Source organism: Vibrio sp. 99K-1, from assembly GCF_013114585.1.
In the GTDB taxonomy this organism is placed as follows: Bacteria; Pseudomonadota; Gammaproteobacteria; order Enterobacterales; family Vibrionaceae; genus Vibrio; species Vibrio chagasii_B.
Genome location: NZ_VTXF01000011.1, coordinates 124,629 through 145,821, shown reverse-complemented (window position 1 = coordinate 145,821; position 21,193 = coordinate 124,629). Strand labels below are relative to the sequence as shown.

Here is a 21,193-nt window from a genome sequence, read left to right as displayed (position 1 = left end):
TAATTGCAACATTTTGCTAATCTCTCGGACCTGCTTATTTGGTGGCGTAGTTCAAATACACCGAGATAAATAACATGGATAAACCGATACTAAAGGACTCAATGAAGTTATTTGAGCCCCTAGGAAAAATAAAATCACGCTCAATGTTTGGTGGATTCGGTCTTTTTGCTGATGACACTATGTTTGCTCTGGTTGTTAATGACCAGTTGCACATACGAGCAGACAAAGGCACAACAAAACAGTTCGAGCAACAAGGGTTTCAACCGTACGTCTACAAAAAGCGTGGTTTCCCTGTCGTAACTAAATATTTCGCTCTACCCGAAGGCTTATGGCAAGACCAAGAGAAAATCTTGCAGCTTGCGACTACGTCTCTGGGCTTTGCAAAAGAAGAGAAAGCTGAACAGTCCGCTGCTAAGCCAACTCGACTCAAAGACCTCCCGAATCTTCGACTCGCCACCGAGCGCATGTTGAAGAAAGCTGGAATTGATTCCGTAGAACGTTTATATGAATCTGGCTCTGTAAACGCATTTAATGCCATCAAGGATTCTCATGCGTCCTCCGTCAGTATTGAACTGCTTTGGGCACTAGAGGGGGCGATCAATGGCACCCATTGGTCGGTTATCCCGCAGCAACGTCGTGAAGAGCTTATCAGTCGCGTCAATTAACATTTTCAGTACACCTTTTTATACAACTAAGCCGCATTTCTGCGGCTTTTTTTTCGATTCTGAATGTTAGATAGTCTGCGGCCTTAATGCTCTATCAATACCCTAAAAGGATGGGCGATAATTATACTTAAAGTCTACTTTGACCATGGGAACGAAGTTAATCTCTCCAGAAGAATTCATTATCTCTTTAACTTTAATGCTCCCGTTTCTAATTTCAAACGAACGCACGTCTACCTTTTCCGATGCTTGAGGTAGGATTTTGCTAAGCTCATATGAGCCTTTGCCGTTTATATCCATCCAGATTTGTTTTCCAGATTCGTAAGCCTGTGATTGACTCGCCACTACATCCCCTTTAAAGATTTTAGATTCTACAGCGGCTCTATGATAGATACCCGAACCCATAGCTTGGAAAGAGAGAAGGCCTGTTGTAGCGATAACCGTTATCATTGATAATAATTTCATAGCTAGCTCCTTAGTTGTCTGCCTGAATAATTATCTAAAACAATCTTCATGCCTCGATTGTTACGTATATAGAACGAGCCAAGACCAAAACTCTTTCAACTTTTTGTCACTTTTTACGTGGTACAAATTATTACGATTGAAATAATTTAGGCAAAACAAGTCTCTAGTAGAGCGCTACCACCTTCTGATAAACGATTATTTTTCCCACATCTATCTATAGGTTGTTACTTATTAACACAAGGCTAACTAATTGGGTTAGCGGTTCAAACCTAATTCATCACCTAGACTAAATAGTTTTTTATTATCTTATGAAAGTTAATCTATGCTTTGCCTGTCTATCTATACTAATGGTATGCATTGAAAATTTGAGGAAGTATCAATGAGTAAGAAAATGATATTGGGTATTGTATTGGTCGTAACGATCGTTTTATTAGGCATTAATTTTGGCCAATACCTCACGCTCGAAAACGCCAAAGCACAGCAAGCGGTGCTAAACGACTACATTGAAAGTAACTTTATTGCCGCCGCGGCGACGTACTTTATCGCATATGTATTGATCACCGCCTTCTCCATCCCGGGAGCAGCCGTTGTTACACTACTTGGTGCTGCGCTGTTTGGCTTCTGGAATAGTTTGTTATTGGTATCTTTCGCCAGTGCAATAGGCGCAACTCTTGCCTTTTTGAGTAGCCGTTACCTACTGCGAGACTGGATTCAAACTAAGTTTGGCGACAAACTCACTACGATTAATAAAGGCGTTGAAAAAGACGGCGCATTTTACTTGTTTTCTTTGCGACTTATCCCAGTGTTTCCGTTTTTCCTTATCAACCTTCTGATGGGCTTAACACCCATGTCGGTGACTCGCTACTATGTAACAAGCCAAATCGGCATGTTGCCTGGTACTGCAGTCTTCTTGAATGCTGGTACCCAACTCGCAGAAATTGATTCGCTTTCAGGCATCGTTTCACCTTCTGTACTATTGTCATTTGCATTATTGGGGGTGTTCCCAATTATCGCTAAATGGTTGATGAGCAAGTTTCGTTCAGCACCGGTTGCGGAATAATAATTGTGGCCGGATAAGGTTCTATATCAATGAAAATCTTCAGTGCATCAAATCCGACAGAGGCACATATCATCTGCGGACTCCTAGAAAGTGAGAATATTGCCTGTGAAGTCCGTGGTGAGGGTTTGTTTGGTTTGAAAGGGGAAATCCCGTTCACAGAAGAAACTGACCCATACGTATGGCTATATGAGCCAGAAATGGCCACTAAGGCGCGTGCTATTGTCAATGACTACCAAAAACAGCAAGATTCTATCATCTATGAAGAGTGGCGCTGCAGTGAATGTCATGAAGTGAACGAAGCACAATTTGGTTCTTGTTGGCAATGCGGAGCTAACTCTCCTGAGTAGACGAGCTTAATGAGGTCTTAGCCGCTTCATCTGATTCATCCTCAAAACAAAAACGGGAAGCTACAAATAGCTTCCCGTTTTTATTTCAATTCTATTATGAGTTCAAATGACCGACTTAGAAATCACTGGATTTGCTTTTGGATAAACTCGATAGAGTGCTGGTTGAATTCTTCAGGGTTTTCAACATTACACACATGACCACAGTTAGCAATTTCGACCAGTTCACTTGACTCGTGCGCCTCAACCATTTCTTTAACGGGCTTGATAAACATGTAGTCACGCTCTCCCATCAGATAAAGGGTTGGTATCGGTAACTCCCTATCTTTGAAATATTTCATTAAGGGGTTCACATCAGCCGTTAATATAAACCAACGTTTAAACTCTTTTTGACACAGCTTTTTGGCTTCACGAATAAACAGGTGACGAGACTCTTTTTGGCTTTTTTGTGGCATCACTATGTAAGCAAAAAGGCTATAAAGCCACATGTAAGGAATGATGTGTTTGCTTAGATTTCCTAGCTTAACCAATACTTGCGAACGGGTGTTGAGTTTAGTTACCGCACCACCTAATACCATTGAACGCACACGCCCTGCCGCTAACTCCGCAACATTACGGACAATAATGGTTCCTAACGACATACCAACGAAGTGTGCGGAGCGGATTTTAAGGTGGTCTAATACTTTAAGAATATCAAGCGTGACAGCTTTGAATGTATAACGGTTTGATATCAGCTCTTTAAGTATGTTGTCTGATTTACCATGCCCTCTCAGGTCGATGAGGAGCAGGTTGAAATGCTGTTTATACGCCTTGATCTGCTTGAACCAAATAGAGGAGCTACCTCCGGCACCATGCACAAATACCACCCACTCATCGCTAGTAGGGTGAGTAAATGTTTTATGAAATAATAAACTTTCAGACATACCTATCGCTTTAATTATAAAAATGGAGCTAGGCCTCATCACAAGGCGATGACTAAGGATATCACGCTATTAAGAAGATTAGGTGATAATAGTGTCAAACCTATCATTAGCACCATGAATACTTCACTTCCTTTTCTACCTGACTTAAATGAGTTTGCAAGCTTTGTCTTTCTAAACGTGATGTACTCAGACCAGATAGCAAAAGGCGCCCTGTTGTCAGAGCGCCTTAATTTAATAAGGTTTTTAACCATTTGATGTTAGTGCCTGCTAAAAATCTAAACAGGCGACTAGATGGCTGAGTGATACATCGTTAAATACTCTTTCGCCGCATCTTCCCAGCTAAAGTCTTGTTGCATCGCATAAAGCTGAACACGCTTAATTTCAGACGGGTTTTGTGCATAGAGTAACAATGAGCGGTGTAGCACGGCCAACAAAGCTTGCGGAGTCGGCTCTTCAAAAGCAAAGCCGGTCGCCACCTCTGGCTCCTCGTCATAATCATTAACACTGTCTTTTAAACCACCGACAGAGCGAACGATTGGTAAGGTGCCATAAGCCATACTGTAGATCTGGTTTAAACCACAAGGTTCAAATTCAGAAGGCATCAAGAAAAAGTCAGAACCGGCTTCAACTAAGTGAGCTAACTCATTGTTGTATGCCTCTACAAATGAGAATTTTTCTGAATGCAGTGCCGATAACTCTTTCAATTGGCTCGCTAAAACAGGGTCACCCGTACCTACAATCACAATCTGAAGATCGTTCTTCAAGAATTGTTCAATGATAGGCAGCAAGTAGTGAACACCTTTCTGGTTCGTTAGACGACAAACCATCCCGTACACGGCACAATCGATAACCGGCAAGCCGACGTCTTGTTGCAGTTTCTGCTTACACGCTGACTTTCCACGCGCCATGCTGTGTTTGGTCGCTTTGTATTTACGAGGAAGGAATGCATCCGTTTCCGGATTCCAAGCACCGTAGTCACAACCATTTAAGATTCCGACTAAGTCTGAAGCTCTACGTTGAAATTCTGCCGCCATGCCATGACTACCAAGCTCTGTTTTTAGCTCTTGTGCATACGTAGGGCTTACTGCGTTGACTTTATCAGCGCACAAGACACCAGCTTTTAGCATCGTCACGTGCGTATCACTGACCGCAGCTTCCGGAACATTACGACTGTGCATTTCAGGAAGACATTGCAGCTCATCGTATGAGAATACGCCTTTGAACACCGCGTTGTGGATTGAAATAACACTGCGCGTGTTCTCAAAGAATTCATGCTGTTGGTAGCGAGATTTAAGCAAGAAAGGAACAAAGCCTGTATGCCAATCGTTCGCGTGAATAATATCTGGTTGGAAACCAAGCTTAGGAAGCATATCCAAACATGCTGCACTGAAGAACGAAAAGCGCTCGCCATTATCAGCATAAGCCTGATTATTTTCAGCGTACATTTCTGGACGGTCGAAGTATTTAGCACATTCAATACCAAACACTTGTACCCCTTCAACGCTTAACTTCTTAACTTGATAAGCCGTATGAGGCCAATGATCGAGCTCTGTTGCTAGAACAACTTCTGCAGAATCAATATTTGGAATGTTGCGGTAAGCGGGGATGGTCACTCGAACGTCCTGTTCGAGTGTTTGTAACGCTTTAGGCAGTGCCTTGGCTACATCAGCCAAGCCACCGCTTTTAATCAAGCCTTCAACTTCAGACGCTACAAAAAGTACCGAGAGAGTCTTAGTAACCAACTCGTGCTCCTTTAGGGATTACTACTACACCATCGTCAGAGACGTGGTAATGCTTTTTGTCTTCTTTCAGGTTTACACCAATCTGTGTACCCGGTGCGATGTCTGCATCTTTATCGACGATAACACGACGAAGTACACAGCCCTCGCCCACTTTTACGTCGCCCAATAAGATACTCTCACTGATATCACACGCTGATGCGATGTTGCTGCGGAAGCCAAGTACACACTTCTCGATACGAGAACCACGAACATAACTACCGTTACACACTAAGCTATCGATGATTTGAACACGACCATTAGCCGAGTCTGTAAACGTCGCAGGTGGTAATGGTGGGTAGTAAGTGTGTAGTGGCCACTTGCGGTTGTATAGTGAGAATGGTGCATCTTTCTCAAGAAGGTCCATGTGAGCTTGCCAGTACGCGTCAATCGTACCTACATCGCGCCAGTAAACTTCTTCTTTCTCACCTGTAATGCGGTTAGTACTGAAATCGTAAACAAACACGTCACCACGCGGGAACATATTTGGAATGATATCTTTACCGAAGTCATGAGTTGAATCTTCTTTATCCGCATCTTCAACCAGCTCTGCAAAAAGCTCATTTGCTTCAAATACGTAGTTACCCATAGAAACCAATGCAGAATCAGGGTCACCTGGAATTGGTTTAGGGTTAGCAGGCTTCTCTTCAAAGCCGACCATACGGCCTTCAGCATCAACCTCAATGACACCAAACTCAGACGCTTCTGCAAGAGGCATACGCAGTGCTGATACCGTTAGTGCCGCTTTCTTCTCTTTGTGGAAATCAAGCATCTGCTTAATATCCATTTTGTAGATGTGGTCAGAACCAAAGATACAAACTTGGTCCGGTTCTTCTAGCTGCATAAAGCGAAGGTTTTGATAGATCGCATCTGCAGTGCCTTCATACCAACGCTTACCTGTGCGCATTTGAGCAGGAATTGGGTCGATAAAACGATCTGTTATACCACTGATATTCCAACCTTTTTTCATGTGGTGGAACAGTGACTGTGACTTGAACTGCGTTAATACATAGATCTTCATTAGATCCGCGTTAACGAAGTTATTTAAAGCGAAATCAATTAAGCGGTAACTACCACCGAAAGGAACCGAGGGTTTGCTGCGCGATTCAGTTAAAGGTCTTAAACGAGAGCCTTCACCACCAGCAAGAATCATTCCCAATACACCAGCCATTTTATTCTCCATATATTTATAGCTTGTCGATGTCAGTGCTCGTAGAGGTATCTTCCTCTGGGGGATGAGCACTAACAATGTTTTCGGTACTTAGCGAATATCCATTCACATACAGTGACAGTATCCTAAGCCAAACGTTGTTATGTGTGCACTATTCTTTGCACTTGGTTTTATATACGTTATCGACTTTCCTGCCGATTTCAATTTTTAATACGCCATTCTGTGCTATGTAAACTGATTGCTTTCCTAAGACTTAAAGCAGCTCACATTACACCGTCTGGGCGAAACATTACATTAACACTCGACACACATCGGGTATACAACTAAATGCTGATCTGTGAGTTACAATATTCTAATTAAGTTACACATTCGTTACAGTTACATAAGATAGTGTGATTAATCTCTTAATTTATTTTACCCTGTGAATTTAATAAATAATTACAACTAAGACTCAATTTCAACGAGTTGCATAATTAGTCATATATGAGTCGAAAAAAAGCAGCCTATTGGCTGCTTTTTATATCAATAACGTTCAGTTACTTTTCTTTGGGCTTTTTACGTTTATCCGTTACTTCCCATTTACCGTCAATGTACAAGGCGGTCCAACCAGAAGGCTTACCATCCACTTCTGTACGAACGTAGTTCTCTTTTGTCTTACGACTAAAACGAACCACTGTCGGCTTACCGTCTGGATCAGCAACTGGTGCTGTAGTCAGGTATTGGAACTTCGGTGAAATACGGTCTTTAAAGCGAACTAACTCTTCCACTAAAGGAGCACGAGTTTCGCGTGATTTAGGGAAGTTACTTGCTGCCATGAATAGACCAGAAGCACCATCACGAAGCACAAAGTACGCATCTGAATTTTCACATGGAAGTTCAGGGAAATGTACTGGGTCTTCTTTTGGTGGCGCAACTTCGCCGTTTTTCAAAATTTTACGAGTGTTCTTACAATCTTCACTCGTACAATCCATGTACTTACCGAAACGACCATTCTTCAGAACCATATCTGAGCCACACTTGTCACACTCAACAAGCGGACCATCATAGCCTTTTACTTTGAATTCGCCGTGTTCAACCACGTAACCTTCACAGTTCGGGTTATTACCACATACGTGCATCTTACGCTTATCATCAATCAGATAAGCATCCATTGCCGTTTCACAAATTGGGCAACGCTTTTTAGCACGAAGGGCAGCTGTTTCAACATCTTCTTCAAGAACGTTGATAATACCTTCTTCATCACCAAGGTTAATCGTTGTCTTACAACGCTCTTTTGGTGGAAGTGCATAACCAGAACACCCTAAGAATACGCCTGTCGAAGCAGTACGAATACCCATATTACGGCCACAAGTTGGACACTCGATATCAGTTTCTACGATGTGGTTTGGCTTCATGCCGCCTGCACCTTCATCAAGATCCGCTTTTTCCAGATCACCGGTAAAATCTTTGAAGAAATTATCTAGCACGCCTTTCCAGCTTGCTTCACCTTCAGCGATTTGGTCTAACTTCTGCTCCATACGAGCCGTAAAGTCGTAGTTCATTAGGTCATTGAAGCTACCGTCTAAACGGTCGGTAACAATCTCACCCATCTTCTCAGCATAAAAACGGCGCTGTTCAACTTTCACGTAACCACGATCTTGAATAGTAGAGATGATCGACGCGTATGTTGAAGGACGACCGATACCACGTTTCTCAAGCTCTTTAACAAGCGCCGCTTCAGTGAAACGAGCCGGTGGCTTAGTAAAGTGTTGCTTAGGATCCAATGCAACGAGATCCAGCTTATCGCCAATTTGTACGGCTGGCAGAATCGTATCTTCGTTTTTACCCATCGGACGTTGAACACGAGTCCAACCGTCAAATTTAAGGATGCGACCTTTCGCTTTTAATGTGTACTCTTCAGCTTTCACGCTTACTGTTGTTGAGTCGTACTGCGCAGGCGTCATTTGACACGCTACGAATTGATTCCAGATCAGTGAGTAAAGCTTGTGTGCGTCTGCGTCTACGCCGTTTAAGTCTTCTGACTTAACATCAACGCTTGAAGGACGGATCGCTTCGTGAGCCTCTTGAGCGCCCTCTTTGCTACCGTATACTAGCGCTTTAGGTGGCAGGTACTCTGCACCAAACTCAGAACCGATGTATTCACGAGCTGCTTCTACCGCTTCTGAACTCAAGTTAGTTGAGTCAGTACGCATATAAGTAATGTAGCCCGCTTCGTATAGGCGTTGAGCCAACATCATGGTTTTCTTTACGCCGTAACCAAGACGGGTACTCGCAGCCTGTTGAAGCGTTGAAGTAATGTACGGTGCAGACGGCTTACTCTTCGTCGGGCGGTCTTCACGTTTACATACTTCGTATTGTGCTTTCTCAAGAACACTCAATGCAGCTTGCGTTTGCGCTTCGTTTTCAGGTTTAAACGCAACACCGTCTTTCTGAGCTACTTGAAGTCTAAAATCTGTTTTTTCTGCTGTTTTGGTATCAGCATGCACATCCCAAAACTCTTCCGGAATAAAGGCGTTGATCTCGCGCTCACGCTCAACAAGAAGCTTTACAGCAACTGATTGAACACGGCCAGCGGATAGGCCTCGTGCTACTTTCTTCCAAAGCAGAGGTGACACCATAAAGCCAACAACACGGTCCATAAAACGTCGTGCTTGCTGTGCGTTTACGCCATCGATGTTTAGCTCACCTGGAGTTTCAAAAGCTTGTTGAATTGCGTTCTTGGTGATTTCGTTAAACACCACTCGCTTGTATCGCGTTTCATCGCCACCGATGATCTCACGAAGGTGCCATGCGATAGCTTCTCCTTCGCGGTCCAAATCGGTTGCGAGATAAACATGGTCTGCGTTCTCAGCCAGTTTTTGCAGTTCAGCAACAACTTTTTCTTTACCCGGTAATACTTGGTAATTTGCTTCCCACTCTTTATACGGGTTAATACCCATCTTTTTGATAAGAGCTTTGCGATCTTTTTCTTTCTTGATACGAGCTTTTTCTTCTGGGCTCATACCCTTTGTTGAAACTGCAGCAGCCTTTTTACCAGTACTTTGACCTGCCGTTGGTAAGTCACGTACGTGACCTACACTCGACTTAACGACAAAGTCTTTGCCAAGGTATTTATTGATAGTTTTAGCCTTGGCCGGCGACTCCACTATAACGAGCGATTTACCCATATTGACTCTAACGTCCTTAATCACGATGCTTTAGCACCAACAATTTAACTTGTGGGCTTTTACGCATGATATTCTAAATTCATTGCTTCTTTTTTTACTATTGTGCGAGATTACTAGAAGATCAACCGCTTTTTTCAAAATTGGATCTGATCGCTCGACAATTCGTCGACTCACAGATAAAAGGGTCACAATATAAAGAAGCTATAAAGTACTCGAAAAGAATACTAGCAAGGGCCTATTCATCAGGCATTAACTCTAAACGGGCTCATACTAAGCTTGTCCATGAATCGAACGCGAGCCCCATTCCATTATTTTTGCCATAAATCACAAAATAAATTGTGGATATTCGAAAAGACTCTCTTAATCGGTTGTGAAATCATTGAATTTCTAGTTCGACACCATAAACTCAACGTTATATTCAGTTATCAGAGATAAACTCATGACAAAGAAAGTAATAGCAGAATTTGATTTACTGCTTATCGCAAACCAAATTATCCAATCACATGATGACTACATTGAAGGCATGCGCGCAAACAGCGTAGTAGAGAAAGACGATGTACTCGTCTTCAAAGGCGAATACTTCTTAGACAGCAATGGGATGCCGACAGAGAATACAACCGCAGTATTTAACATGTTTAAATACTTAGCGCACCATCTTTCAAAAGAATTTACGCTTCAGCAGTAATTAAAAAGCTTGCCATTTAGGCAAGCTTTTTTACTTCCTGAGCTTATATCAACTTAGCATTCTTATTGACTCAGCATCTTCAGTTTGTCGAAGTAGTCAGGGAATGTCTTTGATGTGCAACCTGGATCATTAATCGTCACCGGCGTATCGCTTAGTGCGACCAACGAAAAACACATTGCCATACGGTGATCATCGTAAGTATCAATCGCCGCATGTTTCAATTCAGCCACTGGATTAACGATGATGTAGTCTTCGCCCTCTTCTACCTCAGCACCCACTTTACGTAGTTCGGTTGCCATGGCCGCAAGACGATCGGTCTCTTTCACGCGCCAGTTGTAGACGTTGCGAATCGCTGTTGTGCCTTTTGCAAACAGTGCAGTGGTCGCAATCGTCATCGCTGCATCAGGAATATGGTTGTAGTCCATATCAATGCCCTTCAGCTCACCGCAACGAGAGATAACGTAGTCATCACCCCATTCAATTTCAGCACCCATTTTTTCAAGTGCATCAGCAAATTGGATATCACCTTGGATACTGTTTTTACCAATACCCGTTACCTTAATTTCACCACCTTTAATCGCAGCTGCTGCTAGGAAATAAGACGCCGAAGATGCATCGCCCTCGACAAGGAAATCACCTGGTGCTTTGTATGATTGACCCGTTGGAATGACAAACTCTTGGTAGTCGTTGTTGATCACGTCCACACCAAATTGTTTCATAATGTGTAGCGTGATATCTATGTATGGTTTAGAAACCAATTCACCTTCAATTTTGATGGTCACTTCACCTTCTGCTAACGGTGCTGCCATCAAAAATGCAGTCAAAAATTGGCTAGAAATAGAACCGTCGATCGAAACCGTACCGCTTTTCAGACCCGTGCCTGTAATTTTCAACGGTGGGTAGTTTTCATTTTCTAAATATTCAACGTCAGCGCCAGCTTCTCGTAGAGCAGTTACTAGGTGGCCAATCGGGCGCTCTTTCATGCGCGGCTCACCAGTTAGAACGTATTCACCACGACCTAAACAAAGCGCAGCCGCAAGCGGACGCATCGCAGTACCCGCGTTACCTAAGAAAAGCTCGAGAGCTTTGTCGCTTGAAAATGCACCACCAACGCCCGTCACTTCACATACGGTTTTGTCCGCAGATAGCTGATAATCTACACCTAACTGCGTCAGAGCATTCAGCATATGACGAATGTCATCACTGTCTAATAAGTTAGTTAGGCGAGTCGTTCCAGTTGAAAGCGCAGCCAAAAGAAGCGCACGGTTAGAAACACTTTTAGAGCCAGGTAGGTTAACTTCCCCACTCACTTTTTGAATTGGTTGTAACGTAAGGCTTTCCATTAAATCTTTTAGTCCTTGTACCACCCGAAGTCACTGGCGAGTATTTATTTTCGGGTGATGAATAATTCTTCGTACTTGCAGACTAACGAACTTTTCCAATGAACTCCAGAGCTAATCCCCTTCAAAAAGGTGATAAATCAGCCAACCAATCGTATTTTTATACTAGTACACGAGATCAACACGAACGCCATCTGAAAAATAAAGAATTCTCACGTCGTCACCTCGGTTAAATAACATCGTGCTATCGACGTCTTGTATGATATTGACGAGCTTGTCATCTTTGGTTTTAACCAGTAACTCAACCAATTTATATTCCACTCGATATTGACTATTACCGCGACTTCGAGCGATCCCGGCTCCTGCAACAGCACCGACAGCCGTTGCCACCTCTCTACCTGTACCATCACCAAATTGGTTACCAATTAAACCACCAATTGCGGCACCTAATAGGGTCTCCCAACCGCTCGCTTTCGATTCCACTATCTCCTGTTGAGTAATATATCTCACGGTATCAATCTCACCATAAACAACCTCATTCACAGGTCGAGCTTGATTTCGGTTATAAGCTGCATTTGCCAACATGGGCAAAACAAGTAAAATCCAAAGCAACTTCTTCATGGTAGAACTCCTAATGACCTCATGGTCAATGATTAATCTGTTACGCGGTACTTATGACTATATACCTAACTGAACTCGATACTACTAGTATAGAGTTTCCATCTCCTTTCGATGCACTGGATGAGCCAAATGGCCTTCTTGCTTTTGGGGGAGATCTGTCGCCAATGCGAATCTTAAATGCTTATAGTCACGGTATATTTCCATGGTATGGCCCAGGTGAGCCTATACTTTGGTGGAGCCCAGCACCACGAGCGGTATTTAATCCTAAGACATTCAAACCATCGAAAAGTCTTAAAAAGTATCAAAGAAAGCATAATTACCGTGTCAGTATCAACCAAGCGACGGATAGAGTCATAGGTTATTGCTCATCACTAAGACCTGAAGAAGAGACCTGGCTAAACAACGACATGCAGGCCGCCTACCGAGAGCTCGCTTCGTTAGGTTTCTGTCACTCGGTGGAAGTGTGGCAAGGTGACGAGCTAGTCGGTGGGCTATATGGCTTACAAAGAGGGCAAGTCTTTTGCGGTGAATCCATGTTTAGCTTAAAGACCAATGCCTCGAAAATCGCACTATGGTATTTTTGTTACCACTTTGCTCAGTCTGGAGGGCAGCTCATTGATTGCCAAGTCATGAACCCTCACTTGGAGTCTTTGGGGGCATTAGAAGTAGAAAGAGAAGAGTTTCTCAGCTCTCTGCAATTACTGAAAGACAAGTCTGTTGACGATGTATGCTTTGAAAACCAATGGCTAGAGGAAATGCCTTAATGAATCCAGATTTACAACAAATCAGAATTGGATTAACAGACAATCATGCATGTAGCTACCTCCCCCACTTAGAGGAAAGAGTCGCTGTTACGCTCGATGAGCACATGCACACCTCAGAAAATTATGAAGTTCTGCTAGCGAATGGTTTTCGTCGCAGCGGTGCCACCATCTATAAGCCCCATTGCGATAATTGTTCGGCATGTCAGGCGATTCGCCTTTCAATCCCCGATGTTAAGTTCTCCAAAAGTCAGCGAAGAATTCTCAACAAGGCGAAATCCTTTCGTTGGGAGCTCAAAGATACAATGGATGAAAACTGGTTTGATTTATATAGCCGTTATATTACCGCACGCCATCGTTCAGGCACGATGTACCCACCTAAAAAAGAAGAGTTTCTACAATTTTCTCAAAATGAGTGGTTAACTACTAAGTTCATGCATATTTACAACGAGACCGACCTCGTTGGCATAGCTGTTACCGATGTGATGTCTCACTGTACCAGTGCGTTTTATACCTTTTTCGATCCAGATATCGATATATCCATGGGCACTCTCGGCGTTTTGTTCCAAATCCAACATGCTCAGAAAGAACACAAACAGTGGCTATATTTGGGTTATCAAATCGATGAATGCCCTGCTATGAACTATAAAGTACGATTTCAACGTCATCAAAGGCTAGTAAATCAGCGGTGGCAAGGGTAGAATACGCCACAACTTTACATATTTTGATTTTGACGGCACAATCAAGCCGTTGAAAACCGCCAAGTTTCGAAAGAGGATTAGATGGCTAAAGAAGACGTAATCGAGATGCAAGGCACTGTCCTTGATACTCTACCAAACACAATGTTCCGTGTTGAGCTTGAAAACGGTCACGTAGTGACAGCACACATCTCTGGTAAAATGCGTAAGAACTACATCCGTATTCTTACTGGTGATAAAGTAACTGTTGAGATGACTCCATACGACCTTTCTAAAGGCCGCATCGTCTTCCGTGCTCGTTAATTTTTAATTATCGAATACGATAAGAAACGGAGCTTAATGCTCCGTTTTTTATTGCCTAGCGTTTGGCTCTTGGTCTTAACCGCTTTTCTTCGTATCTCGTATCTCGTATCTCGTATCTCGTATCTCGTATCTCGTATCTCGTATCTCGTATCTTCAAAACATAAAAAAACGCACAACCTAAGTCATGCGTTTTGTATCTAAACTATTGAGCGATCCGCCACTTCGTTAGTGCATCACTTCTTCTTTAGCGCCAACATAGACAAAATGCAGTTCGTCTTTTTTCAGTGTTACTTTAACCGTACCACCATCAACTAAGCTACCGAACAACAGTTCATTCGCAAGAGGCTTCTTAAGCTTCTCTTGAATCACACGCCCCATTGGACGAGCCCCCATTGTCTTGTCATAGCCTTTGCCTGCTAACCAGTGACGAGCGTCTTCAGAAACCTCTAGAGATACACCACGTGCGTCCAGTTGAACCTGAAGCTCAACAATGAACTTGTCGACGACTTGACTAATCACGCTTGGATCCAAGCTGTTGAACCAAATGATGTTATCAAGACGGTTACGGAACTCAGGAGTAAACACTTTCTTGATTTCACCCATCGCATCTGGTGCATGATCTTGTTGGATCAGGCCGATCGATTTCTTCTCTGTCTCAGCTACACCCGCGTTGGTTGTCATTACTAAGATCACGTTACGGAAATCCGCTTTACGGCCGTTGTTATCCGTTAGTGTGCCGTTATCCATCACCTGAAGTAGTAGGTTGAAGATGTCTGGGTGAGCTTTCTCGATCTCATCAAGCAGTACAACCGAGTGCGGGTTCTTAATAACCGCATCCGTTAGTAGACCACCTTGATCGTATCCAACATAACCAGGAGGAGCACCAATTAAGCGACTTACTGAGTGACGCTCACCGTACTCAGACATATCAAAGCGCAGCAGTTCAATACCCATCAGTTTAGACAGTTGAACCGTCACCTCAGTTTTACCAACACCAGTAGGACCAGCAAATAGGAATGAACCAACAGGTTTATTGTCGGCACCAAGTCCTGCACGAGTTAGCTTGATCGCTTCGCTCAATACATCGATAGCTGGGTCTTGTCCGAACACCAACATTTTCATGCGGTCGTCCAGTTTCTGCAGCGTATCTTTGTCTGAAGACGATACTGACTTCTCTGGAATACGAGCCATTTTCGCAACCATTGACTCAATGTCCGCCACGCTTACCGTTTTCTTACGACGGCTTGCTGGAGCTAAACGACTACGAGCACCCGCTTCATCAATAACATCGATCGCCTTATCAGGAAGGTGACGTTCGTTAATGTATTTCGCAGACAACTCCACAGCCGCACGCAACGCCTTGTTGGTGTAACGTACTTCGTGGTGAGCTTCGTATTTTGGCTTCAAGCCAATCAGAATCTTAGTCGTATCATCTAATGAAGGCTCAACAATATCGATTTTTTGGAAACGACGAGATAACGCACGCTCCTTCTCAAAAATACTGCTGTACTCTTGATATGTCGTTGAACCGATGCAACGCAGCTTACCACTGCTTAGTAGTGGCTTGATTAGGTTAGCCGCATCTACCTGACCACCCGATGCTGCGCCCGCACCAATAATGGTATGGATTTCATCGATGAACAGAATCGCGTCTTCTTCTTTCTCTAGTTGCTTAAGAATCGCTTTAAAGCGTTTCTCGAAATCACCACGATATTTAGTACCCGCAAGCAGTGAACCAATATCTAGAGAGTAAATCACACTGCTCTGAATAATTTCAGGAACCTGTCCTTCAACGATACGCCATGCAAGGCCTTCAGCAATAGCCGTTTTACCTACGCCCGCTTCACCAACCAGTAGAGGGTTGTTCTTACGGCGACGACATAGGACTTGGATAGTACGCTCAAGCTCTTTGTCACGACCAATTAGCGGATCAATATTACCTTGCTTCGCCACTTCATTAAGGTTGGTCGCAAAGTTTTCTAAACGGTCTTCTGAATTTGCTTCTTCGGCATTTTCAGCACCACCAAATGAGTCTGATGAGGAAGCACTATCGCCTTCGTTACTGGCTTTGGTGATACCGTGTGAGATGAAGTTAACGATATCTAAACGGCTAATGTCATTTTTCTTAAGAAGATATGCCGCGTGAGACTCTTGCTCACTGAAAATAGCGACAAGTACGTTAGCACCTGTTACTTCACTGCGACCTGAAGATTGGACATGAAAAACAGCACGTTGAAGTACTCGTTGGAAACTCAATGTAGGTTGAGTCTCACGAGTTTCGTCACTTTCTGGGATAAGTGGGGTCGTTTGATCAATAAAAATATCGAGCTCGTTGCGAAGAGCATCGAGATCAGCCTGACAAGCTTGGAGCGCTTCCTTGGCCGCATCATTTTCTAATAATGCTAGTAGGAGGTGTTCGACAGTCATAAATTCATGTCGCTTGTCTCGCGCACGAGCAAATGCGCCATTTAAACTCGACTCTAATTCTTTATTTAGCATAAGTACCTCCTAAGGGAACAACTGTGTTGTTCGAGCAATTTATACTTGCTCCATTGTACATAGTAGCGGATGCTCATTTTCCTTTGAGTACATCGTGACTTGCGCTACCTTTGTTTCCGCTATTTCAGCACTGTATGTGCCGCATATAGCTTTACCTTCATAATGAACCTTGAGCATCACTTCCGTTGCTTTTTCGATATCTAGTGAGAAGAATCGCTCTAGGATCTCGATTACAAAGTCCATTGGCGTGTAATCATCGTTATTCAGTACGACGTTATACATTGCCGGTGGCTTTACTTTTGTTGCTTCTTTCTCCAGTAAATCTGAGCCTGGAGATGCCCATTCAAAGTTTCTGCTCATATCGCTTTGCTAAGGGTTATTTTTCGGAAGTGGTGAATGTTTGTGTAACTTAAATTTACCACATTCACGCTTTACGGTGTACTAAGAAACCGCACCGAGAAACAGTACCAAAAAATATTCCTCTATACTGAGCCTAATCCACCATTTCCATCGCTGCAAATAAAAGATCTCGATTCACAGGATTAACATATGTGATTGATTAAAAAGACGCCATAACTATTGACGCTAATCATGCAATAGCCGCTAAGTTACTATTTGGTTAATAGTTTGTGAGCAATCTCGAATGTGATTTGTTATTAAAATTGATCACTTTTATACCAATTTACTATTGACTGTGCTCAATCATTAGCTACATTGGAGCTAAAAGGTTTTTCTAATACAGTTTCATAACACGCTTGAAAATTTAACAATAAGGAATAATTACGCAGGGTAGCGTTAATTTCCGTAAGCAATGTCTGAGATTCAAGTTACCAGCTTAATGTCATTAGCTGGTAGGAATGATATCAATCGAACTTACAACTATTGATATAAACAACGTTAGTAACAAAATGCATGAGGGATGTATAGCATGGCTACAGGTACAGTAAAATGGTTTAACAATGCCAAAGGGTTTGGCTTTATTTGTCCAGAAGGTGAAGAAGGCGATATCTTTGCGCACTACTCCACAATACAAATGGAAGGTTACAGAACCTTAAAGGCTGGTCAGCAGGTCGACTATGAAGTAGAAAGTGGACCTAAAGGCTCGCACGCAAGCTCCGTTGTTCCTGTAGAAGGCAGTGCCAGTAAATAGGCAAAGCTGCCATATCGTGTTGACCTAAATAGCACTATTTGAAAGTTAGCAGATTATGAAAACCGTTCCTTTGATACCTGTATGCAGAGTTCAATGAGCGGTTTTTTTGACCTTGGGCGAAACATATGTTCTCCGTAGAGACCGTTTAATACCAGGATCGACATTGAAACGGCAGAAACAAAAAAGACGCTTTAACGGTTACGTTAAAGCGTCTTTTATTATGTCGCCTGTAAGCGCTTTAGAAAACACTCACATAGAAACGCTGCATTCTAAGCGTCGATAAATGCGTTTAATGTAGCACTTGGGCGCATCAATGCTGAAACTAGTGCATCATCAAATAGGTAGTAACCACCTAAGTCGCCATTAACACCTTGTGCGTTATTTAGCTCAGCTACAATTGCTTCTTCGCTTTCAGCTAGCTGGCTTGCCACTGCAGCAAATTCAGCTGCAAGGTCAGCATCAGTAGTTTGCTCTGCAAGTGCTTTAGCCCAGTATGCCGCTAGGTAGTAGTGGCTACCACGGTTATCAAGCTCACCTACTCGACGTGATGGTGACTTGTTGTTATCTAGGAATTCACCAGTCGCTTTATCAAGCGCATCAGCTAGAACTTGAGCCTTAGCGTTACCTGTAACCACACTTAGGTGCTCTAGAGATGCAGCTAGTGCCAAGAATTCACCCAGAGAATCCCAACGCAAGTGGTTTTCTTTCTCTACTTGCTGAACGTGCTTAGGAGCAGAACCACCAGCGCCTGTTTCAAATAGACCACCACCGTTCATTAGTGGAACGATTGATAGCATTTTAGCCGACGTACCAAGCTCTAGGATTGGGAATAGGTCAGTTAGGTAATCACGCAGTACATTACCAGTTACCGAAATTGTATCTAGACCTTCTTTAATACGAACTAGAGAGAACTTGGTCGCTTCCAGTGGAGAAAGAATCTTCAGCTCTAGACCATCTGTATCATGTTCAGGTAGGTAAGCATTCACTTTCTTAATAAGCTCTGCATCGTGTGCACGAGACTCGTCTAGCCAAAATACCGCTGGAGTATCTGAAGCACGGGCACGTGTTACAGCGAGCTTAACCCAATCTTGGATTGGCGCATCTTTCACCTGACACATACGGAAGATATCGCCTTCCTCTACGTCTTGCTCAAGAAGCACAGAACCTGAAGCATCAACGACTTGAACCTGACCTGCAGCTTCTAGAATGAATGTCTTATCATGAGAACCGTACTCTTCTGCTTTTTGAGCCATTAGACCTACGTTTGGTACGCTACCCATAGTTGTTGGGTCGAAAGCACCGTTCTCTTTACAGAAATCAATTACTGCTTGGTAGATGCTCGCGTAGCTACGATCTGGGATCATTGCTTTAGTGTCTTTTTGCTTACCTTCTGGATCCCACATTTGGCCAGAAGAACGCAGCATTGCAGGCATAGATGCGTCAACGATGATGTCACTTGGTACGTGTAGGTTGGTAATACCACGGTCTGAATCTACCATCGCAAGTGGTGGCTGAGTTTCGTAAACCGCTTGTAAGTCAGCTTCAATTGCCGATTTTTGATCTTGAGGCAGTGACGCGATCTTCGCGTATACATCACCGATGCCGTTATTAACATCGACACCTAGCTCTTCGAAAAGCTGACCGTGCTTAGCAAAAACGTCTTTGTAGTAAACCTTAACCGCATGACCAAAGATCACAGGGTCAGATACTTTCATCATGGTTGCCTTCATGTGTAGAGAAAGCAGCACACCTTGCTCTTTCGCTGACGCGATTTCTTTTTCAAAAAACGCGACTAGAGCGGCTTTATTCATTACTGATGAATCGATGATTTCTTTATCTTGCAGTGCAAATGCTGGCTTCAATGTTTTCTTAGCGCCATCTTTACCTACAAACTCGATACTTACTTCAGTCGCACCATCGATTGTTGTCGATTTTTCGCTGCCGAAGAAGTCTTTATCTTCCATGCTTGCAACATGCGACTTAGAATCTGCTGACCATGCACCCATTGAGTGTGGGTTTTTCTTTGCGTAGTTTTTAACTGAAAGTGGTGCGCGGCGATCTGAGTTACCTTCACGCAATACTGGGTTTACTGCACTACCCTTGATCTTATCGTAAGTCGCTTTTACTGCTTTCTCTTCGTCAGTGTTTGCTTCTTCTGGGTAGTTTGGAAGTGCGTAACCTTTTAATTGTAGCTCTTTGATTGTTGCTTGTAGTTGAGGTACAGACGCAGAAATGTTTGGAAGCTTGATGATGTTCGCTTCTGGTGTCTTAGCCAATTCACCTAGTTCTGCTAATGCATCACCAATACGTTGCTCTTCGTTCAAGTAGTCAGGGAAGTTGGCAATAATGCGCCCTGCAAGTGAAATGTCGCGAGTATCAACGTCAATACCTGAAGAAGCTGTAAAAGATTGAATGATTGGCAGCAGAGAGTATGTTGCTAATGCCGGAGCTTCGTCTGTAATGGTATAGATGATAGTTGGTTTTTCAGTAGGCATGAAATTTCCCTATAGTTCTTACAAGCTCACGTGAATAGTGAGAATGTTATAAATTGACCAGTAAGCGACTCTGAGAGTGAAAACTGCTTACTCGATAGTCGTACTCTATCTTATTTTTCATGCAATCTAATGACAGCATGAACCAAATCCGTGAGTGCGTTGTTATAATAAAACACGTTGGTATAATTAAACAAATCAGGCTCAAGAGTCCATAAACTTGTTCTATTTTGTGTCTTTTAGGCGCGCAAATGATAGCTCAATTCCGTTTCAGTGAAAACTTTTCAGCACACTTCGTTTACATTTTTGCAAGGTAGTTAACATGTCTACTCGCTCACGCAGCGCATCTCGTTCAGACAAACCCGCTCGTTCTGGCGCCACATTAAAACAAAGTGGCAACAGACAAGGCCGAAACAATGATAGAAATAACACTGGCAATTCGCACAAGAAATCGCACTCAAGTAAACACAGATATAAAGCGAAACCGGCGAACACAAAACCTAAAATTGCACTCGAAGATCGCAAAGTCATTTTGTTCAACAAACCATTCGATACTTTAAGTCAGTTCACTGATGGCGAAGGTAGAAAGACGCTCGCCGACTTTATTCCAGTAAAAGACGTTTATGCTGCAGGACGACTTGATCGTGATAGCGAAGGGTTAATGGTTTTAACTAATGACGGTATCTTTCAAGCCAAGCTAACTCAACCAAACTCAAAATCACCAAAGACTTACTGGGTGCAGGTTGAAGGCGCACCTTCTGAGGAAGATTTAGATAAATTGAGAAAAGGCGTTGAACTAAAAGATGGTATGACGCTACCTGCTAAGGTGGAGTTAATGGCAGAGCCAGAGGTATGGGACAGAAATCCACCTGTAAGATTCAGAGCTGCAATACCAACGACCTGGTTAGCGATTACTATCATCGAAGGACGTAACCGTCAGGTCAGACGAATGACAGCAAACATCGGTTTCCCTACCCTACGCCTTATTCGCTATTCAATGGGTGACATGAACGTAGGTCAGCTTCAACCTGGAGAGTGGAAAGAGATTTAAAATACGGCTAGATAGAAATGAAA

19 protein-coding genes are annotated in these 21,193 nt (G+C 43.1%); 9 read left to right on the top strand and 10 right to left on the bottom strand.

Going from position 1 to position 21,193, the window contains the following annotated elements:
- Positions 1-74: 74 nt before the first annotated feature.
- A complete protein-coding gene (locus F0228_RS10910; RefSeq protein WP_081090386.1) occupies positions 75-665 on the top strand; it encodes a TfoX/Sxy family DNA transformation protein in 591 nt (196 codons plus the stop codon).
- Positions 666-767: 102 nt separating this feature from the next.
- Here the strand turns inward: F0228_RS10910 and F0228_RS10905 are convergent, their stop codons facing one another.
- Positions 768-1,127 carry a DUF3316 domain-containing protein gene (locus tag F0228_RS10905; protein ID WP_061034222.1) on the bottom strand — a complete coding sequence of 120 codons (360 nt, stop codon included), beginning with the start codon at positions 1,125-1,127 and terminating at the stop codon, positions 768-770.
- Positions 1,128-1,506: 379 nt separating this feature from the next.
- On the opposite strand from F0228_RS10905, the gene F0228_RS10900 reads away from it, so the two are divergent.
- Both F0228_RS10900 and F0228_RS10895 read left to right on the top strand, forming a co-directional pair.
- The gene (locus tag F0228_RS10900; protein ID WP_061034221.1) at positions 1,507-2,187 is read left to right on the top strand and encodes a TVP38/TMEM64 family protein; all 681 of its coding nucleotides are present in this window, start codon (positions 1,507-1,509) and stop codon (positions 2,185-2,187) included.
- Between the two features lie 29 nt (positions 2,188-2,216).
- Positions 2,217-2,534 carry a DUF2007 domain-containing protein gene (locus F0228_RS10895; protein ID WP_061034220.1) on the top strand — a complete coding sequence of 106 codons (318 nt, stop codon included), beginning with the start codon at positions 2,217-2,219 and terminating at the stop codon, positions 2,532-2,534.
- Positions 2,535-2,656: 122 nt separating this feature from the next.
- Here the strand turns inward: F0228_RS10895 and F0228_RS10890 are convergent, their stop codons facing one another.
- The 4 genes from F0228_RS10890 to topA form a co-directional block, all read right to left on the bottom strand.
- Positions 2,657-3,454, bottom strand: a complete 798-nt coding sequence (locus F0228_RS10890; protein ID WP_008220088.1) for an alpha/beta hydrolase — start codon at positions 3,452-3,454, stop codon at positions 2,657-2,659.
- 287 nt (positions 3,455-3,741) lie between these two features.
- The gene (glgA, locus tag F0228_RS10885; protein ID WP_061034218.1) at positions 3,742-5,196 is read right to left on the bottom strand and encodes a glycogen synthase GlgA; all 1,455 of its coding nucleotides are present in this window, start codon (positions 5,194-5,196) and stop codon (positions 3,742-3,744) included.
- Complete coding sequence (gene glgC / locus F0228_RS10880) at positions 5,186-6,415, bottom strand: glucose-1-phosphate adenylyltransferase (protein WP_081090385.1); 1,230 nt, start codon at positions 6,413-6,415, stop codon at positions 5,186-5,188. Before glgC ends, glgA begins: the two co-directional genes overlap by 11 nt.
- A 524-nt stretch (positions 6,416-6,939) precedes the next feature.
- Positions 6,940-9,570 (bottom strand): type I DNA topoisomerase, encoded by a 2,631-nt coding sequence (gene topA / locus F0228_RS10875; protein ID WP_171730697.1) that lies wholly within the window; start codon positions 9,568-9,570, stop codon positions 6,940-6,942.
- Between the two features lie 439 nt (positions 9,571-10,009).
- Between topA and F0228_RS10870 the strand changes: the two genes are divergently transcribed.
- Positions 10,010-10,255, top strand: a complete 246-nt coding sequence (locus F0228_RS10870) for a YciN family protein (RefSeq protein WP_004737436.1) — start codon at positions 10,010-10,012, stop codon at positions 10,253-10,255.
- Positions 10,256-10,317: 62 nt separating this feature from the next.
- Here F0228_RS10870 and aroA read toward each other — a convergent pair whose 3' ends face one another.
- Entirely contained in the window at positions 10,318-11,598 is a 1,281-nt protein-coding gene (aroA, locus tag F0228_RS10865; RefSeq protein ID WP_171762231.1) for a 3-phosphoshikimate 1-carboxyvinyltransferase, read from the bottom strand.
- A 162-nt stretch (positions 11,599-11,760) separates the two neighbouring features.
- Positions 11,761-12,216, bottom strand: a complete 456-nt coding sequence (locus F0228_RS10860) for a glycine zipper 2TM domain-containing protein (RefSeq protein WP_171730699.1) — start codon at positions 12,214-12,216, stop codon at positions 11,761-11,763.
- A gap of 53 nt (positions 12,217-12,269) precedes the next feature.
- Between F0228_RS10860 and aat the strand changes: the two genes are divergently transcribed.
- The 3 genes from aat to infA all read left to right on the top strand — a co-directional run bounded on the left by aat (position 12,270) and on the right by infA (position 13,978).
- Positions 12,270-12,980: a leucyl/phenylalanyl-tRNA--protein transferase gene (gene aat / locus F0228_RS10855; protein WP_171730700.1), complete on the top strand. Its 711-nt coding sequence runs from the start codon at positions 12,270-12,272 to the stop codon at positions 12,978-12,980.
- Positions 12,980-13,678, top strand: coding sequence for an arginyltransferase (locus tag F0228_RS10850; protein ID WP_116871840.1), 699 nt, complete (start codon positions 12,980-12,982; stop codon positions 13,676-13,678). Before aat ends, F0228_RS10850 begins: the two co-directional genes overlap by 1 nt.
- Positions 13,679-13,759: 81 nt before the next feature.
- Positions 13,760-13,978 carry a translation initiation factor IF-1 gene (gene infA, locus F0228_RS10845; protein ID WP_001040192.1) on the top strand — a complete coding sequence of 73 codons (219 nt, stop codon included), beginning with the start codon at positions 13,760-13,762 and terminating at the stop codon, positions 13,976-13,978.
- A gap of 225 nt (positions 13,979-14,203) precedes the next feature.
- Here infA and clpA read toward each other — a convergent pair whose 3' ends face one another.
- Both clpA and clpS read right to left on the bottom strand, forming a co-directional pair.
- The gene (gene clpA, locus F0228_RS10840; protein WP_171730701.1) at positions 14,204-16,477 is read right to left on the bottom strand and encodes an ATP-dependent Clp protease ATP-binding subunit ClpA; all 2,274 of its coding nucleotides are present in this window, start codon (positions 16,475-16,477) and stop codon (positions 14,204-14,206) included.
- A 39-nt stretch (positions 16,478-16,516) separates the two neighbouring features.
- Positions 16,517-16,837 (bottom strand): ATP-dependent Clp protease adapter ClpS, encoded by a 321-nt coding sequence (gene clpS / locus F0228_RS10835; protein WP_004737430.1) that lies wholly within the window; start codon positions 16,835-16,837, stop codon positions 16,517-16,519.
- A gap of 568 nt (positions 16,838-17,405) precedes the next feature.
- Here clpS and cspD point away from each other — a divergent pair.
- Positions 17,406-17,627, top strand: coding sequence for a cold shock domain-containing protein CspD (cspD, locus tag F0228_RS10830; RefSeq protein WP_004737429.1), 222 nt, complete (start codon positions 17,406-17,408; stop codon positions 17,625-17,627).
- A gap of 269 nt (positions 17,628-17,896) precedes the next feature.
- Here cspD and F0228_RS10825 read toward each other — a convergent pair whose 3' ends face one another.
- A complete protein-coding gene (locus F0228_RS10825; protein ID WP_171730702.1) occupies positions 17,897-20,122 on the bottom strand; it encodes an NADP-dependent isocitrate dehydrogenase in 2,226 nt (741 codons plus the stop codon).
- A gap of 319 nt (positions 20,123-20,441) precedes the next feature.
- On the opposite strand from F0228_RS10825, the gene F0228_RS10820 reads away from it, so the two are divergent.
- Positions 20,442-21,170, top strand: a complete 729-nt coding sequence (locus F0228_RS10820; RefSeq protein ID WP_116871838.1) for a pseudouridine synthase — start codon at positions 20,442-20,444, stop codon at positions 21,168-21,170.
- Positions 21,171-21,193 lie beyond the last annotated feature (23 nt).

Bases quoted from the DNA above. Each gene is read 5' to 3' on its own strand.
- F0228_RS10905 (WP_061034222.1), bottom strand. From the start codon at position 1,127: ATGAAATTATTATCAATGATAACGGTTATCGCTACAACAGGCCTTCTC.
- topA (WP_171730697.1), bottom strand. From the start codon at position 9,570: ATGGGTAAATCGCTCGTTATAGTGGAGTCGCCGGCCAAGGCTAAAACT.
- F0228_RS10910 (WP_081090386.1), top strand. From the start codon at position 75: ATGGATAAACCGATACTAAAGGACTCAATGAAGTTATTTGAGCCCCTA.
- F0228_RS10820 (WP_116871838.1), top strand. From the start codon at position 20,442: ATGTCTACTCGCTCACGCAGCGCATCTCGTTCAGACAAACCCGCTCGT.
- clpS (WP_004737430.1), bottom strand. From the start codon at position 16,837: ATGAGCAGAAACTTTGAATGGGCATCTCCAGGCTCAGATTTACTGGAG.
- F0228_RS10900 (WP_061034221.1), top strand. From the start codon at position 1,507: ATGAGTAAGAAAATGATATTGGGTATTGTATTGGTCGTAACGATCGTT.
- F0228_RS10895 (WP_061034220.1), top strand. From the start codon at position 2,217: ATGAAAATCTTCAGTGCATCAAATCCGACAGAGGCACATATCATCTGC.
- aroA (WP_171762231.1), bottom strand. From the start codon at position 11,598: ATGGAAAGCCTTACGTTACAACCAATTCAAAAAGTGAGTGGGGAAGTT.
- F0228_RS10890 (WP_008220088.1), bottom strand. From the start codon at position 3,454: ATGTCTGAAAGTTTATTATTTCATAAAACATTTACTCACCCTACTAGC.
- aat (WP_171730700.1), top strand. From the start codon at position 12,270: ATGACTATATACCTAACTGAACTCGATACTACTAGTATAGAGTTTCCA.
- clpA (WP_171730701.1), bottom strand. From the start codon at position 16,477: ATGCTAAATAAAGAATTAGAGTCGAGTTTAAATGGCGCATTTGCTCGT.
- F0228_RS10850 (WP_116871840.1), top strand. From the start codon at position 12,980: ATGAATCCAGATTTACAACAAATCAGAATTGGATTAACAGACAATCAT.
- F0228_RS10870 (WP_004737436.1), top strand. From the start codon at position 10,010: ATGACAAAGAAAGTAATAGCAGAATTTGATTTACTGCTTATCGCAAAC.
- glgC (WP_081090385.1), bottom strand. From the start codon at position 6,415: ATGGAGAATAAAATGGCTGGTGTATTGGGAATGATTCTTGCTGGTGGT.
- infA (WP_001040192.1), top strand. From the start codon at position 13,760: ATGGCTAAAGAAGACGTAATCGAGATGCAAGGCACTGTCCTTGATACT.
- F0228_RS10825 (WP_171730702.1), bottom strand. From the start codon at position 20,122: ATGCCTACTGAAAAACCAACTATCATCTATACCATTACAGACGAAGCT.
- F0228_RS10860 (WP_171730699.1), bottom strand. From the start codon at position 12,216: ATGAAGAAGTTGCTTTGGATTTTACTTGTTTTGCCCATGTTGGCAAAT.
- cspD (WP_004737429.1), top strand. From the start codon at position 17,406: ATGGCTACAGGTACAGTAAAATGGTTTAACAATGCCAAAGGGTTTGGC.